This is a genomic window from Enterobacter cloacae complex sp. SHL021 (assembly GCF_049237765.1).
GTDB lineage: Bacteria > Pseudomonadota > Gammaproteobacteria > Enterobacterales > Enterobacteriaceae > Enterobacter > Enterobacter cloacae.
Window position 1 is genome coordinate 78900 of the sequence record NZ_JBMKJG010000010.1, and the last position, 15925, is coordinate 94824.

The window sequence follows — 15925 nt, forward strand, 5'->3', positions numbered from 1 at the left end:
TTTCTGCAAACCCTTTCGCTATATCCTACAGTTTTGGAAAACTCGTCAGGCCGCAAATAACAATGATTAGTTTGTGGTTAAAATTTAATTCAGCATCTTCTGTAACGTTGTATCTGAATAAATAGTAAATCAAATGTCTTTTAACGTCTACGCACTTAAAAGCGCTCAGCAGGCCTGTTTCACATTTCATATTTAACAGCCAGATAACATATTTAACGCATTTCCATAGCCCTGAGAATTATTAACTACCTCCTAATACCGAAGCTAAATTATTTTACTTACACAACTGATCATTGTTTGATCAATTTTTTAAGAATATTATTAGAAGAAATTATTAGCATCGTGCGAAAAACATCGTTTTTATACTGGCCAGGTGCTCTTATAAAGGATATTTTATCATTGATCAGCAAATGATCGTTTGTAATAAGCTGTTAAATCCTATATGTGAAATTTACCTTAAATGTAATTTTTTGCTAAACATGATATTCCGCATTTTTACCTAAAAAAAATTTTTATTTTTAGGTAAAAAATCACACCCTAAACACGCAAGACACCCAACACAAACCAGAATAAAACATAAATCCCTCCTAAAGTTAACATAATTGCGGTACTTGCTTCTCTTTATCCCCTTCTCCAGGCACCGCGCCTGACTGAATGACACGATTTTGACCCGGCTCCTGCTCAACCCTGAACATTGTGGATTTGGTCCTACCAATGGGTTTTAAAGCTATCCTTCGTTCACAGTTTCAATGATTCACGTCACAAATATATTGCCGAATAGCAACAGTTGATTAACCATTCATTGTCATTACCCCTACAACACAATATTGGCAGGACCACTTTTACACAGACTGTGACGCAGAGATGAGCGGAGACTCACCCGCAGCATAGGCTGTCTGGTCCCCAGGAGACCTGCATGAGCCTCTGGCAACAAAACTACGACCCGGCCGGAAATATCTGGCTGTCCAGCCTGATCGCATCGCTGCCGATCCTGTTCTTCTTCTTTGCGCTGATTAAGCTTAAGCTGAAGGGCTACCTCGCCGCGACGTACACCGTCGCCATCGCGCTGCTGGTGGCGCTGTTCTTCTACAAAATGCCGATCGATCGCGCGCTGGCATCCGTTGTCTACGGTTTCTTCTACGGCCTGTGGCCGATTGCGTGGATCATCATCGCCGCAGTGTTTGTCTATAAAATCTCAGTCAAAACCGGGCAGTTCGACATCATTCGCTCGTCGATTCTCTCCATCACGCCGGACCAGCGCCTGCAGATGCTGATTGTCGGCTTCTCCTTCGGGGCGTTTCTGGAAGGGGCGGCAGGGTTTGGTGCGCCGGTGGCAATCACCGCCGCGCTGCTGGTGGGGCTGGGCTTTAACCCGCTCTATGCCGCCGGTCTTTGCCTGATCGTCAACACCGCGCCGGTGGCGTTTGGTGCGATGGGTATTCCGATTCTGGTCGCAGGCCAGGTGACTGGCCTGGACAGCTTCGAGATTGGTCAGATGGTTGGCCGCCAGCTGCCGTTCCTGACCATTATCGTGCTGTTCTGGATCATGGCGATTATGGACGGCTGGCGCGGCGTGAAGGAGACCTGGCCTGCGGTGATGGTGGCGGGCGGTTCGTTCGCGATTGCCCAGTATCTCAGCTCCAACTTCCTTGGCCCGGAGCTGCCGGACATTATCTCTTCCCTGGTGTCGCTGGTCTGTCTGACGCTGTTCCTGAAACGCTGGCAGCCTGTGCGCATCTTCCGCTTTGCCGATATGGGCGCGTCGCACGTGGATCAGACGCTCGCCCGCACGGGCTATACCGCCGGGCAGATCGTTCGCGCCTGGTCACCGTTCCTGTTCCTGACCGCCACCGTAACGCTGTGGAGCATCCCGCCGTTTAAGGCCCTGTTCGCCCCGGGCGGTGCGCTGTACGACATGGTGATTAACATCTCCGTGCCGTTCCTCGACAAGATGGTCGCCCGTATGCCGCCAGTGGTGCACGACGCCACGCCGTACGCGGCGGTATTTAAGTTTGACTGGTTCTCCGCCACCGGCACGGCCATCCTGTTTGCCGCACTCCTTTCTGTGGTGTGGCTGCGCATGAAACCGGCCGCCGCGGTACAGACCTTTGCGGCGACCATTAAAGAATTGATGCTGCCGATCTACTCCATCGGCATGGTGCTGGCGTTCGCGTTTATCTCGAACTACTCCGGCCTGTCATCAACGCTGGCACTGGCGCTGGCCCATACCGGCCACGCCTTCACCTTCTTCTCGCCGTTCCTCGGCTGGCTGGGGGTGTTCCTGACCGGTTCAGATACCTCGTCTAACGCCCTGTTCGCCGCCCTGCAGGCGACGGCGGCTCAGCAGATTGGCGTCTCTGACGTACTGCTGGTGGCCGCGAATACCACCGGCGGCGTGACCGGGAAGATGATCTCTCCACAGTCCATCGCCATTGCCTGTGCGGCAGTAGGGCTGGTGGGTAAAGAGTCGGATCTGTTCCGTTTTACCGTGAAACACAGCCTGATATTCACCTGCATGGTCGGGGTGATCACCACCCTGCAGGCCTATGTCTTAACCTGGATGATCCCATGATAGTCATGCCCAGACGCCTGTCCGACGAGATTGCCTCTCGCGTGCGGGCGCTGATTGAAGAACAACAGCTGGAAGCGGGCATGAAATTGCCCGCCGAACGTCAACTCGCCGCCCAGCTTGGCGTGTCACGCAATTCCCTGCGTGAAGCGCTGGCGACGCTGGTCAGCGAAGGAGTACTGGTAAGCCGTCGCGGCGGCGGCACCTTTGTGCGCTGGCAACATGACGACTGGTCCGAGCAAAACATCGTCCAGCCGCTCAAAACCCTGATGGAGAATGACCCGGACTACAGCTTCGACATCCTCGAAGCCCGTCACGCTATCGAAACCAGTACCGCCTGGCATGCGGCCATGCGGGCAACCGAAGCCGACAAAGAGAAGCTCAGGGCCTGCTTCGACGCCACGCAAAGCAGCGACCCGGATATCGCTTCGCAGGCGGATGTCCGCTTTCACCTGGCGATTGCCGAGGCGTCGCACAACGTGGTGCTGCTCCAGACCATGCGCGGTTTTTTCGACCTGCTGCAATCCTCCGTGAAGCAGAGCCGCCAGCGCATGTATCTGGTCCCGCCGGTCTTTGCTCAACTGACCGAACAGCACGAGGCGGTGCTCAACGCCATTCTGGCCGGTGATGCCGAGGCCGCACGCAAGGCGATGATGGCGCATCTGGGCTTCGTCCACACCACCATTAAACGATTTGATGAAGATCAGGCCCGACAGGCGCGTATTACCCGTCTGCCTGGCGACAGTGATATATCCAGGGAGAACAAAGCATGATTATTTCAGCAGCCAGTGACTACCGCGCCGCGGCGCAGCGTATTTTGCCGCCGTTCCTGTTCCACTATATCGACGGCGGGGCCTATGCCGAATATACCCTGCGCCGTAACGTGGAAGATCTGTCGGAGGTGGCTCTGCGTCAGCGCGTGCTGAAGAATATGTCGGATCTGAGCCTTGAGACGAAACTGTTTAACGAAACGCTCTCCATGCCGGTAGCACTCGCCCCGGTCGGGCTGTGTGGCATGTACGCCCGTCGCGGTGAAGTGCAGGCCGCTGCGGCGGCGGATGCCAAAGGCATCCCGTTTACCCTCTCCACCGTGTCTGTCTGCCCGATTGAAGAGGTGGCCCCGACCATCAAACGCCCGATGTGGTTCCAGCTGTACGTCCTGCGCGATCGCGGCTTTATGCGTAACGCGCTGGAGCGCGCCAAAGCGGCGGGCTGTTCCACGCTGGTCTTTACCGTTGATATGCCCACCCCCGGCGCGCGCTACCGTGATGCCCACTCCGGCATGAGCGGCCCGAATGCTGCTATGCGTCGTTACTGGCAGGCGGTAACACATCCGCAGTGGGCGTGGGACGTGGGCCTGAATGGCCGTCCACACGATCTGGGGAACATCTCGGCTTATCTCGGTAAACCTACCGGGCTGGAAGATTACATCGGCTGGCTGGCGAACAATTTCGATCCGTCCATCTCCTGGAAAGACCTGGAGTGGATCCGCGAATTCTGGGACGGCCCAATGGTGATCAAAGGGATCCTCGACCCGGACGACGCCCGCGACGCGGTGCGTTTTGGCGCAGACGGGATAGTGGTCTCGAACCACGGCGGACGTCAGCTTGATGGCGTGCTCTCATCCGCACGCGCCCTTCCGGCAATTGCGGATGCGGTTAAAGGCGACATCGCTATCCTCGCCGACAGCGGTATTCGTAACGGGCTGGATGTGGTGCGTATGATTGCGCTGGGTGCCGACAGCGTACTGCTGGGACGCGCTTACCTTTACGCGCTGGCCACCAGCGGCCAGGCAGGGGTAGCAAACCTGCTTAACCTGATTGAGAAAGAGATGAAGGTTGCAATGACTCTCACCGGGGCGAAAACAATCGGCGAGATCAGCAAGGATTCTCTGGTGCAGGAGCTGAGTAAGATCCCTGCGGCACTGGCACCGCTTACCCACGGAGACGCGGCCTGATCCCCTCCCCTTAACCTGCCCTACTCACGCGTCCGATCTCCTCCATCGGGCGCGTTTTTGTGCCACAAATAACATCTAGATAACATATTAGATAAGAATATTTGACATCCCCCGCCACACGCAATTGTATAGACAAGCAAATACAAGAACACAAAAACAACATCACATCAGAGAGGAGCGTATGGCCTATTCAGGTAAGGTGGATATTCAGCAGGTAATCGACGACAGTTCCTTTTCATGGTTTCACTGGCTACTCATTGTGCTGGGCTTTCTGGTGCTGGCAATCGATGGTTTCGATACAGCGGCAATGGGCTACATTGCCCCGACACTCTCGGCAGAATGGGGGATCCACAAACAGGATCTGGGGCCGGTACTGAGTGCCGCGCTGCTGGGACTGTCGCTGGGTGCGCTGATCGCAGGTCCGGTATCGGACCGGATGGGCCGCAAGCGCGTGCTGGTCTTTTCGTGTTTATTCTTTGGTCTTGCAAGCCTGGGCGCCGCCTGGGCGCAAACCCTGAACACCCTGACGCTGTGGCGATTTCTCACCGGCCTGGGTTTGGGTGCGGCAATGCCTAACGCCATCACGCTGATCTCAGAGTTTGCCCCTAAGCGCTGTCGCGCCATGGCGATCAATACCATGTACTGCGGTTTTCCTCTGGGCGCGGCGGGTGGTGGGGCAATCTCCTCCTGGCTGATTCCTCACCACGGCTGGCGAAGCGTACTGCTGACCGGCGCAATTGCCCCGCTGATCCTGACGCTGCTGCTGGCGCTGTTTTTGCCGGAGTCGGTGAAGTTTCTGGTTCAGCGTGGAAGAGACGTGATGCAGATCCGCCGTATCGCCAGCCGCTTCGCCCGCGGCACGCTGGATGGCGTGACCGGCTTTTTCCTGGCGGAGGAGCGGGTCGCGTCTAAGAAAGGGAGCGTGGCACAGCTGTTTTCTATGCCCTGGCTGCCCGGCACCCTGATGCTGTGGGTGACCTACTTTATGGGGCTGGTGATTTATTACGTCCTGCTGAGCTGGATGCCGACGCTGATGCTGGGGATGGGTTATCCGCTGGCGGAATCTGCCTGGCTCACCTCGCTGTTCACCTTCGGCGGTACCGCAGGCATTCTTCTCGCCGGGTGGATGATGGACCGCTGGGAGGCGCACAGGGTGGTGGCAGGTGGGTTTATGCTGACCATGGCGCTCATCCTGCTGCTCGGCATGGAGCATAATCACATCGCCCTGTTTGGCGGATTGATTTTCCTGATGGGGATCGCCATGAACGGCGCGCAATCAGGGATGCAAACTTTGGCCGCCACCTTCTACCCAACCGAATGCCGCGCGACGGGTATCGCGTGGATGCAGGGAATTGGCCGTTTTGGTGGCGTGGCGGGTACCATGACCAGCGCGCAGCTTCTCTCCATGCAGTGGCAGGCAGACAGTATTTTGATGATCCTCAGCCTGCCCGCGCTGGTGGCCGCGGGTGCCACCGTCTACAAAATGCTGCGCTGCCGCCCACAGGAACCCGGCGTCGCGTAGTGCCCGTCATTTCTGCTATGCTGCCCCCGCAATTAAGGGGGCAGCATGCTTAACATCGTTTTATTCGAACCAGAAATTCCGCCTAATACCGGCAACATTATCCGCCTGTGCGCCAACACCGGGTTTCGCCTGCATATTATCGAGCCGATGGGTTTTACGTGGGATGACAAACGCCTGCGTCGTGCGGGGCTGGATTATCATGAATTTACCGCGGTGGTTCGCCATCATGATTACGCCGCGTTTCTGGAAAGCGAAAAGCCAGAGCGCATGTTTGCCCTGACGACTAAAGGCACGCCCGCGCACAGCGCCGTGAGCTACCAGGCAGGTGACTATCTGATGTTTGGCCCGGAAACCCGCGGCCTGCCGGCCACGATTCTGGACGCCCTGCCCGCTGAGCAGAAAATCCGTATTCCGATGATGCCGGACAGCCGTAGCATGAACCTGTCGAACGCCGTGTCCGTGGTGGTGTATGAAGCCTGGCGCCAGCTGGGGTATCCGGGCGCCATTCTCAGAAGTTAAATGCCGTCACCATACTCAAACGTATGGTGAATGCCGTTGAAGTGCTGATCCATGTCCATCGATGGTTTATCACTGTCTGGCTTACCGACGATGCGCGCCGGTACGCCAGCGGCGGTGGTGTGCGGCGGCACGGGCTGCAGCACCACAGAGCCCGCGCCGATTTTCGCGCCGCGGCCCACTTCGATATTGCCGAGGATTTTGGCACCCGCGCCAATCATCACCCCTTCACGAATTTTCGGATGGCGATCGCCGCTGGTTTTGCCGGTACCGCCCAGGGTAACCGACTGCAGGATCGACACGTCATCTTCAATGACCGCCGTCTCACCGACAACAATCCCGGTGGCATGGTCGAGCATGATCCCCCGGCCAATTTTGGCCGCCGGGTGAATATCAACCTGGAAGGTCACAGAAACCTGGTTTTGCAGGAAAATTGCCAGCGCGCGGCGGCCTTCCTTCCATAACCAGTGGCCGATGCGGTACGCCTGTAAGGCATGAAAACCCTTCAGGTACAGCAGCGGCGTAGAATATTTATCGACCGCCGGATCACGCGTGCGCACGGCCTGAATATCACAGGCGGCAGAGGCGATCATTTCCGGGTCTGCGGCGTAGGCCTCTTCCACCACTTCACGAATGGCGATGGCGGGCATGATTGAAGACGCCAGCTTGTTGGCGAGCATATAGCTCAGGGCACTACCGAGGTTTTCGTGCTTGAGTAACGTTGCATGGTAGAAACTGGCCAGCATCGGCTCACAGTCGGCCAACGCCCGGGCTTCGGCTTTAATATTATTCCAGACGATATCCAGTTCTTCACACGGCATTGCTTACTCCAGACGATAGTATAATGACCAGCCAGTTCTGCGCTGGCTGGGTCATTCAGGTGACAATGGTTCCGACTAGTTACTGCTGCGCTCGTCCTTGCGCGCACGACCTAATAAGGTCAATGCTGCCTCGCGCGCATTTTTTCCGCAATACAATACCTGATAAATTTCCTCGGTTATTGGCATTTCGACACCAAAACGGTGCGCCAATTCGCGGACTTCTTTGGTATTGCGGTAGCCTTCAACCACCTGACCAATCTTCTCCTGCGCGCCTTTTACATCCATGCCCTGACCGAGCATCATGCCAAAGCGGCGGTTACGCGACTGGTTGTCGGTACAGGTCAGCACCAGATCGCCTAAACCCGCCATCCCCATAAAGGTGGCCGGATCGGCACCCAGTGCCGCCCCGAGACGGGACATCTCGGTTAACCCACGGGTAATCAGCGCAGTACGTGCATTGGCACCAAAGCCAATGCCGTCGGACATCCCGGCGCCAATGGCGATGACGTTCTTCACCGCACCGCCCAGCTGCACGCCGATAAAATCGGGGTTGCTGTACACGCGGAAGCTCTTGCCGCAGTGCAGCAGCTGCTGGAGATCGTCGGAGAAGGCCTGGTCGGTGGATGCCAGCGAAATCGCTGTCGGCAGGCCTGCGGCCAGCTCTTTGGCAAACGTTGGGCCGGAGATAACCGCCAGCGGGATCTCGGTACCCAGCACTTCGCGGGCAACGTCCTGCAACAGACGACCGGTTTCGGCTTCCAGCCCCTTCGTTGCCCACACAATGCGTGCATCCGGGCGCATCAGCGGCTTGATCTGCTGTAGCACGTCGCCAAACACATGGCTCGGCACCACAATCAAAATATTGCGGCTGGCTGCCAGCGCGGTCGCAAGGTCGCTTTCCAGGTGCAGGGAGTCAGGGAACGGAACGTCAGGAAGGAACGCCACGTTGCAGCGGTCGTGCTGCAGCGTTGCGATATGTTTTGGGTCGTGACCCCACAGGACCACCTCGTGACCATTTCTTGCCAGCGTGATGGCAAGAGCGGTGCCGTAAGAGCCGGCACCGATCACAGTCATTGACGCATTAACAGTGCTCATCAGGCATCCTGATGTTGTTCAGCACCTTCGCCAGCCTGCTGCTGCAGATAGTTCATGAACAGCGCATCAAAGTTAACTGGCGCAAGGTTCAGTTGCGGGAATGTACCGCGAGAAACCAGGCTGGTGATGCATTCACGCGCATACGGGAACAGGATGTTCGGGCAGTATGCACCCAGGCAATGCGCCATCTGGTTGCCTTCAATACCGCCGATGGAGAAGATACCGCCCTGCTGAACTTCACACAGGAATGCAGTTTCTTCGCCCAGAGAGGCGGTCACGGTCACACGCAGTACGACTTCATACACGTCATCAGCCAGCTGGGTTGATGCGGTATCCAGATCAAGTTTAACCTCTGGCTGCCAATCTTTCTGGAAAACATGTGGCGCATTTGGCGCTTCGAAAGAGACATCCTTGGTGTAGATACGCTGGATCTGGAAAGTCATTTCGGTGTTGTTTTGTTCTGACATGGAAAAACCCTTTTTAAATTGTCCTAAAGTCTCTTAGCTCAGCAGGGGATCGAGTCCACCACGGGCGTCGAGCGCATACAAGTCATCACAGCCGCCAATGTGCTGCGCATCAATAAAAATCTGCGGAACCGTCGTGCGACCACTACGTTGAATCATCTCTTCGCGTTTTATCGCGTCACCATCGATCGGCAGTTCCTGGAACGTTACGCCTTTGCTGTTCAGCAGCGCTTTCGCACGGTGACAGAACGGGCAGGTCGCTTTGGTGTAGATCTCGATATTGGCCATCACTGAACTCCTTATTTACCGCGCACCAAAGGAAGGTTTTCTCCGCTCCAGCCGGAAATGCCTTCTTTCAGTACAGAGACGTTTTCGAAGCCTGCTTTATGAAGCAGGCTAGCAGATTCCTGCGCCTGCATGCCGGTACCGTCAACAACGATAATCGGCTGGGCTTTATGCTTCTCAAGCTCGCCCACGTTGTTGGCTTTGATTTCAGCTGGCAGCAGGTTGATAGCGCCTGCAATGTGCCCTTTGCGGAAATCGTCACGCTGACGCAGATCGACCACGACGGCATCTTCTTTGTTAATCAGACGCGTCGCTTCACCACGGGTGATAACCTTAATCTTAGACGTCAGGCCCTTAAATGTGGTGAACAGCACAGCGGCCAGCAGGCCAATCCACGCGATGCTCAGAACCGGATGGCGGCTAACGAATTGCATAATTTCTTGCATGGAGGGTAACTACTCCCGACTTAGTGATTAAAAAAACCAGGACAGGAGTATACCTGTGCGTTGTGGCAAATACAGCCAGCGACCCTAAGCTAATCCATTTTCTGCGGCATGCCACCTAAAAAAATGCCTCAAAATGGTCGGAGAAGCATCTTGCCCCTGCCCTTTCTTTGATCTTCTGCGGCTATTTGAACGATTCAGCTGTAGTAAAATTACGCAAATTTTTGACTCTTGAGCATGAGGTTGTCGCAATGTCGGTTTCTAAAAAACCTATGGTACTGGTGATTCTGGATGGCTATGGCTACCGTGAAGATCAACAGGATAACGCCATTTTCAACGCTAAAACCCCGGTCATGGATGCGCTGTGGGCGAAACGTCCCCACACTCTGATTGACGCATCCGGCCTGGAAGTGGGTCTGCCGGACCGTCAGATGGGTAACTCTGAAGTCGGTCACGTCAACCTGGGCGCCGGGCGCATTGTCTATCAGGATCTGACGCGTCTGGATGTTGAAATCAAAGAACGCACCTTCTTCGCCAACCCTGTGCTGTGTGGTGCGGTGGATAAAGCCGTTGCCGCAGGCAAAGCCGTGCATATCATGGGTCTGCTGTCTGCCGGCGGCGTTCATAGCCATGAAGATCATATTATGGCGATGGTTGAACTGGCCGCTGAGCGCGGTGCGGAAAAAATCTACCTGCACGCGTTCCTGGATGGCCGCGATACGCCACCGCGTAGCGCTAAAGGTTCGCTGGAAGCCTTCGAAGAGAAATTTGCCGCACTGGGCAAAGGCCGCGTGGCATCTATTATTGGCCGCTACTACGCCATGGATCGCGATAATCGCTGGGATCGTGTGGAACAGGCCTATGACCTGATGACGCTGGCAAAAGGCGAGTTCCAGTTTGCGACTGCCGTTGAGGGCCTTGAAGCCGCGTACGCGCGCGATGAAAACGACGAATTCGTGAAAGCGACCGTCATTCGCGCAGAAGGCCAGGCTGATGCCGCCATGGAAGATGGCGACGCGCTGATCTTCATGAACTTCCGTGCTGACCGTGCGCGTGAAATCACCCGCGCATTCGTTAACAGCGATTTCGACGGTTTCGCCCGTAAGAAAGCGGTGAACATCAACTTCATCCAGTTGACCGAATACGCCGCTGACATCGACGCCCCATGCGCTTACCCACCAGCTTCACTGGCCAATACCTTCGGTGAGTGGATGGCGAAAAACGATAAGACGCAGTTGCGTATCTCCGAAACCGAGAAATATGCCCACGTCACCTTCTTCTTTAACGGCGGTGTAGAAGAGCCGTTCAAAGGCGAAGATCGCATTCTGATTAATTCACCAAAAGTCGCTACCTATGACCTGCAGCCAGAGATGAGCTCTGCGGAATTGACCGAAAAACTGGTTGCGGCGATCGTTAGCGGTAAATACGACACCATCATCTGTAACTATCCGAACGGTGACATGGTGGGTCATACCGGGGTGATGGAAGCGGCTATTAAAGCGGTTGAAGCGCTGGATCACTGCGTTGAGCAGGTTGCCAAAGCGGTTGAATCCGTTGGCGGCCAGCTGCTGATTACCGCTGACCACGGTAACGCAGAGCAGATGCGCGACCCGGCAACCGGACAGGCGCATACCGCCCACACCAACCTGCCGGTTCCGCTGATTTATGTAGGTGATAAAGCACTGAAAGCAGTGGAAGGCGGCAAGCTTTCTGACATCGCGCCAACCATGCTGTCGCTGATGGGTATGCCGATCCCTGAAGAGATGACTGGTAAGCCGCTGTTCATCGTGGAATAATCGCTCCCCATGAGGGGAAAGGCGATTTTTTCAATCACATGGGTCGTGAAACCGCTTAGGTTATCAGTCAGACCTCTGTTTTACGCCAGCGCACTCAGCGCTGGCGTATTGCTGTGCGCCGCATCCGCCCACGCGGACGATCGCGCTCAGCTGAAATCCATTCAGGCCGATATCGCCGCCAAAGAGCGTGCGGTACGTCAGCAGCAACAGCAACGCGCGTCGCTGCTTGCTCAGCTTAAGCAGCAGGAAGAGGCGATCTCCGCCGCCGCACGTAAGCTCCGCGAAACACAAAACACCCTCTCCCAGTTGAATAAACAGATCGACGAGATGAACGCGTCGATTGCCAAACTGGAACGTCAGCGCGATGCGCAGGAACGTAATCTTGCGGCACAGCTTGATGCCGCATTCCGCCAGGGTGAACACACCGGCCTTCAGCTGATCCTCAGCGGTGAAGAGAGCCAGCGCGGTCAGCGCCTGCAGGCCTATTTCGGCTATCTGAACCAGGCGCGTCAGGAGACTATCGCGCAGCTAAAACAGACGCGCGAAGAGGTCACCACGCAAAAAGCCGAGCTGGAAGAGAAGCAGAGCCAGCAGCAGACGCTGCTCTACGAACAGCAGGCCCAGCAGGCAAAGCTCGAGCAGGCTCGCAACGAACGTAAGAAAACCCTTTCCGGGCTTGAATCCTCCATTCAGGCTGGTCAGAGCCAGTTGAGCGAAATGCGCGCCAACGAATCGAAGCTGCGTAATAGCATCGCCCGAGCGGAAGCCGCGGCAAAAGCCCGCGCCGAAAAAGAGGCTCGCGAGGCGCAGGCCGTTCGCGATAAGCAGCAGGAAGCCTCCCGTAAAGGCACAACCTATAAACCAAGCGAAAGCGAACGCTCATTGATGTCACGAACCGGTGGCCTGGGCTCCCCTCGCGGTCAGGCTTACTGGCCCGTTCGCGGTACAATTCTGCATCGTTATGGCGAACAGCTGCAGGGTGAACTACGTTGGAAAGGGATAGTTATCGGTGCGTCTGAAGGTAGCGAAGTGAAAGCCATCGCCGATGGCCGCGTGATCCTGGCCGACTGGCTGCAGGGTTACGGGCTTGTGGTGGTGGTTGAGCACGGTAAAGGCGACATGAGCCTCTACGGTTACAACCAGAGCGCACTGGTCAGCGTTGGCACTCAGGTGCGCGCGGGTCAACCCATCGCCCTTGTGGGCAGCAGTGGCGGTCAGGGCCGCCCGTCACTCTATTTCGAAATTCGTCGCCAGGGTCAGGCGGTCAATCCACAGCCGTGGTTGGGAAGATAAGTTTTGCTTCAATTTCGTCGAATTGTTCTCTCCGTCGCCAGCGCACTGGCGCTGGTCGCACCGGTATACGCCGGTAAACTCGCCATTGTGATTGATGACTTCGGTTATCGTCCGCACTATGAAAATCAGGTGCTGGCGATGCCGGCAGCCATTTCTGTCGCCGTCCTCCCGAATGCGCCACATGCGCGTGAGATGGCGACCAAGGCCCACAACAGCGGCCACCAGGTTTTGATCCATCTGCCGATGGCCCCCATCAGCAAACAACCGCTGGAAAAAGATACTCTGCGCCCTGAGATGAGCAGCGATGAGATCGATCGCATTATCCGCGACGCTTACAACAAAGTTCCGTATGCCGTGGGGTTAAACAACCATATGGGCAGCGCGATGACATCCAGCCTGTACGGGATGCTCAAAGTGATGCAGGCGCTGGAGCGTTACAACCTCTACTTCCTCGACAGCATGACCATCGGCAACAGTCAGGCGATGCGTGCCGCGCAGGGAACGGGGGTGAAGGTGATTAAGCGCAAGGTGTTCCTTGACGATACGCAGAACGAAGCAGACATTCGCGTGCAGTTTAATCGCGCTGTGCAGCTGGCCCGCCGCAATGGCTCCGCGATTGCCATCGGCCACCCGCATCCGTCGACCGTTCGCGTCCTGCAGCAAATGCTACCGACCTTGCCTTCGGATATCACGCTGGTCCGCCCGAGCGATCTCCTGAACGAACCACAGGTTGATACGTCGACGCCGAACCAGGGTAAACCAGGGTCATCAACGCCGCGTAACCCGTTCCGCGGCGTAAAACGCTGTGTGCCGAAACATGCCCCTGAACCGGTTTATGCGACCCGGTTCTTCTCTGTGATTGGTGAAAGCATGAGCCAGAGTACGCTGGTGCAATATTTTCAACATCAGTGGCAGGGCTGGGGTAAGAAAGCCTGATCGGCTCACGCTTATTCTGTAATGTGAGAGTCCGTTTGCTCTTTTGTAACGGGCTCTTTTCTTTCCTGATATTGATACCAGGCTTTGAAATACTTCAAAAAACTGTAGGCCGTGGCATACAAGCCTGTTGCTGCCCCCACTCTGCCCTGACGCCAGGCACCACTGAACAGATACCATTTGAAAAAGGCGCCGATGGCGCTGATCACACCTCGACCGATAGAGGGGCGTATCGTTTGATATTGAACCAGGCGGGTTGTATAACCATTCAATTTGCTAAAAAGTTCATGCAATGTGTGAAATGTATCATGTCTGACATAACCGGGAATGCGTTCAGAGTGGCGAAAACCTTCTACCTTATCGTCTACGGGTCTGTTATTAAATCGTGCCTGCTTACGGTTAAAAAGTCGTACCGGGAAATCAGGAGAAGAGACAGGATATAATGTTCGGACTTTTTCGCCCAAAACATACCAGTGACGACATATCCGCCATGCCATTACAGGATCGGGTTCGTCACTCCTTTTTAATTTTAAAATAGCATCAACAGTGTCTGAATCGAGAATTTCATCACTGTCGATGCACAGGACCCAGTCATGACTCGCTAATGACACGGCATGGTTCATCTGCTCGCCATGCCAGCCATATTTTTTGTATACCGGCGACAAACCATAACTCTGGCAAATATGTAGTGTATTATCTGTGCTTCCGGAATCAACAATGATGATTTCATCCGCTATTTTTAAAAGAGGCGGAATTACGTCACGTAACAACCTTTCTGAGTTGAAAGTTAATAAGCAGACCGTTATTTTAAACATTTTTCCACTCACTCAATAACAGCATAAATTTTTTCATTAATACTATCTAAATGAGAAGAGACGATTAAAGTCTTAAATCACACTTTTAAAATAATCGTGTTTGAAAATTTATCTTACAGAAAAAACTATCACAATAGAAAAATCTATTTTATTTCAGCAGATTCTTTATAATGCGGTCAGATCAAGGGTAGCACATGGATTCAGACATGCCGCAAAAACGTAAAATCCTCCTCCTGGACACAGGCAAAGAATGGGGGGGAGGCACCAACAGTATGCTTGAGCTTCTGAAGCGAATTGATCGCGACAAATTCGACATTACTTGTTGTTTTTACAACGATTATAGTCGTGCTGGTGGTCAAACCATAGGCCAGGTGCTAAACAGCATTGGGATCCCGCTGATCGTCATTCCTCAACATAAGCAACCAGCATGGGCAAAATTGTTGAAAGAAGCAGGACGTGGTCTGCTGTTTTTCTCGCGCAATGCCCGCAAAGCGTTTACGCGGCACGTCGATACCCTGTGGCGTATCAGGCCCAATGTCAGCAAAATCGAAACGCTTTTCTCGCATGGTGGTTTTGATACGCTCTATATGAATAACCAACCTGGCTCGAACGAGGAAGGTTATCTCGCGGCGGCGAAACTACAGGCGCGATTAATTCAGCACTGCCGTATTGAACCTGTTCTGTCCCCACCACTGGTGAAACTGGTCAATGCGCATGCCACAAAGATCATCGCGGTCTCGCATGGCGTTGAACAGGTGCTGCTGCAGCATGGTATCCGACCCGATCTGTGTACGACCGTTAACAATGCCATCGACATTCACCAGCCTTTACCGGATCGCGGCGCAATGCGTCAGCGACTGGGCATAGATGACGAGACCTTTGTGTTTGGCAGCATTGGCTCATTGATCCCACGTAAAGCTAACCACCATACGCTTGAAGCACTGGCGCAGTTCAGTCTGAAGCATCCTGAAGCGAAGTGGAAAATGGTGCTGGTCGGTGAAGGCCCTGAGCGTGATGCGTTAGCAGCACAGGCCCAAAACCAGGGTATTGCAAGTCACGTGATCTTCACAGGTTTTCAGAATACCCCTTTTGATTACCTCGCCACGTTTGACGCATTTATCCTCGCCTCTAAAAGTGAAGGCCTTCCTCGCGTAGTGCTGGAAGCGATGCTACTTAATATCCCCGTTATTGGATCCCAGGTGACCGGCACAGGTGAACTCATTGACCATGCCTCTACCGGGTTGCTTTTCCCCTGGAGCGATGTTTCACAACTAGCGCAACATCTGGATAGTATCTGGACGGATGCTGACCTGCGGGCTCGACTGGCTGCAGCGGCCTGGCAAAATGTTTGTCGTAACTATGCCATTGAAAAGTATGTCAGCGGTGTCGAAGCCGTGCTTGGCGCGCAATAAACTA

General features: G+C 54.8%; 15 protein-coding genes. 9 read left to right on the plus strand and 6 right to left on the minus strand.

What is annotated here, in order from left to right:
- Nucleotides 1-916 precede the first annotated feature (916 nt).
- The 5 genes from lldP to trmL all read left to right on the plus strand — a co-directional run bounded on the left by lldP (nt 917) and on the right by trmL (nt 6567).
- A complete protein-coding gene (gene lldP / locus ACOTZF_RS12060; RefSeq protein WP_023621174.1) occupies nt 917-2572 on the plus strand; it encodes an L-lactate permease in 1656 nt (551 codons plus the stop codon).
- Nucleotides 2569-3342: a transcriptional regulator LldR gene (lldR, locus tag ACOTZF_RS12065; protein ID WP_020686511.1), complete on the plus strand. Its 774-nt coding sequence runs from the start codon at nt 2569-2571 to the stop codon at nt 3340-3342. Before lldP ends, lldR begins: the two co-directional genes overlap by 4 nt.
- The gene (lldD, locus tag ACOTZF_RS12070) at nt 3339-4526 is read left to right on the plus strand and encodes an FMN-dependent L-lactate dehydrogenase LldD (RefSeq protein WP_013094925.1); all 1188 of its coding nucleotides are present in this window, start codon (nt 3339-3341) and stop codon (nt 4524-4526) included. The genes lldR and lldD overlap by 4 nt, the downstream gene beginning before the upstream one ends.
- Before the next feature lie 181 nt (nt 4527-4707).
- Complete coding sequence (locus ACOTZF_RS12075; RefSeq protein WP_020686509.1) at nt 4708-6048, plus strand: MFS transporter; 1341 nt, start codon at nt 4708-4710, stop codon at nt 6046-6048.
- Nucleotides 6049-6093: 45 nt separating this feature from the next.
- Entirely contained in the window at nt 6094-6567 is a 474-nt protein-coding gene (gene trmL, locus ACOTZF_RS12080; RefSeq protein WP_013094923.1) for a tRNA (uridine(34)/cytosine(34)/5-carboxymethylaminomethyluridine(34)-2'-O)-methyltransferase TrmL, read from the plus strand.
- Here the strand turns inward: trmL and cysE are convergent.
- The 5 genes from cysE to ACOTZF_RS12105 all read right to left on the minus strand — a co-directional run bounded on the left by cysE (nt 6564) and on the right by ACOTZF_RS12105 (nt 9675).
- Nucleotides 6564-7385, minus strand: coding sequence for a serine O-acetyltransferase (gene cysE, locus ACOTZF_RS12085; protein WP_013094922.1), 822 nt, complete (start codon nt 7383-7385; stop codon nt 6564-6566). The genes trmL and cysE overlap by 4 nt on opposite strands.
- A 75-nt stretch (nt 7386-7460) precedes the next feature.
- The gene (gene gpsA / locus ACOTZF_RS12090) at nt 7461-8480 is read right to left on the minus strand and encodes an NAD(P)H-dependent glycerol-3-phosphate dehydrogenase (RefSeq protein WP_013094921.1); all 1020 of its coding nucleotides are present in this window, start codon (nt 8478-8480) and stop codon (nt 7461-7463) included.
- Complete coding sequence (gene secB / locus ACOTZF_RS12095) at nt 8480-8947, minus strand: protein-export chaperone SecB (RefSeq protein WP_003860835.1); 468 nt, start codon at nt 8945-8947, stop codon at nt 8480-8482. The genes gpsA and secB overlap by 1 nt, the downstream gene beginning before the upstream one ends.
- A 33-nt stretch (nt 8948-8980) precedes the next feature.
- On the minus strand, nt 8981-9232 hold the full coding sequence (grxC, locus tag ACOTZF_RS12100) for a glutaredoxin 3 (RefSeq protein ID WP_010426371.1): 252 nt from the start codon (nt 9230-9232) through the stop codon (nt 8981-8983).
- An 11-nt stretch (nt 9233-9243) separates the two neighbouring features.
- On the minus strand, nt 9244-9675 hold the full coding sequence (locus ACOTZF_RS12105; RefSeq protein ID WP_013094920.1) for a rhodanese-like domain-containing protein: 432 nt from the start codon (nt 9673-9675) through the stop codon (nt 9244-9246).
- Nucleotides 9676-9923: 248 nt separating this feature from the next.
- Between ACOTZF_RS12105 and gpmM the strand changes: the two genes are divergently transcribed.
- Genes gpmM through ACOTZF_RS12120 form a run of 3 tightly spaced genes read left to right on the plus strand, consistent with a single transcriptional unit; the run spans nt 9924 to nt 13697 of the window.
- On the plus strand, nt 9924-11468 hold the full coding sequence (gene gpmM / locus ACOTZF_RS12110) for a 2,3-bisphosphoglycerate-independent phosphoglycerate mutase (RefSeq protein WP_029881907.1): 1545 nt from the start codon (nt 9924-9926) through the stop codon (nt 11466-11468).
- A 33-nt stretch (nt 11469-11501) separates the two neighbouring features.
- Nucleotides 11502-12761, plus strand: a complete 1260-nt coding sequence (gene envC, locus ACOTZF_RS12115; protein WP_229283278.1) for a murein hydrolase activator EnvC — start codon at nt 11502-11504, stop codon at nt 12759-12761.
- Nucleotides 12762-12764: 3 nt separating this feature from the next.
- A complete protein-coding gene (locus ACOTZF_RS12120) occupies nt 12765-13697 on the plus strand; it encodes a divergent polysaccharide deacetylase family protein (RefSeq protein WP_013094917.1) in 933 nt (310 codons plus the stop codon).
- A gap of 11 nt (nt 13698-13708) precedes the next feature.
- Here the strand turns inward: ACOTZF_RS12120 and ACOTZF_RS12125 are convergent, their stop codons facing one another.
- Nucleotides 13709-14509 (minus strand): glycosyltransferase family 2 protein, encoded by an 801-nt coding sequence (locus ACOTZF_RS12125; protein WP_038982550.1) that lies wholly within the window; start codon nt 14507-14509, stop codon nt 13709-13711.
- Nucleotides 14510-14715: 206 nt separating this feature from the next.
- Here ACOTZF_RS12125 and ACOTZF_RS12130 point away from each other — a divergent pair, with 206 nt between their 5' ends.
- On the plus strand, nt 14716-15921 hold the full coding sequence (locus tag ACOTZF_RS12130) for a glycosyltransferase (RefSeq protein ID WP_038982758.1): 1206 nt from the start codon (nt 14716-14718) through the stop codon (nt 15919-15921).
- The last annotated feature ends 4 nt before the right edge of the window (nt 15922-15925 follow it).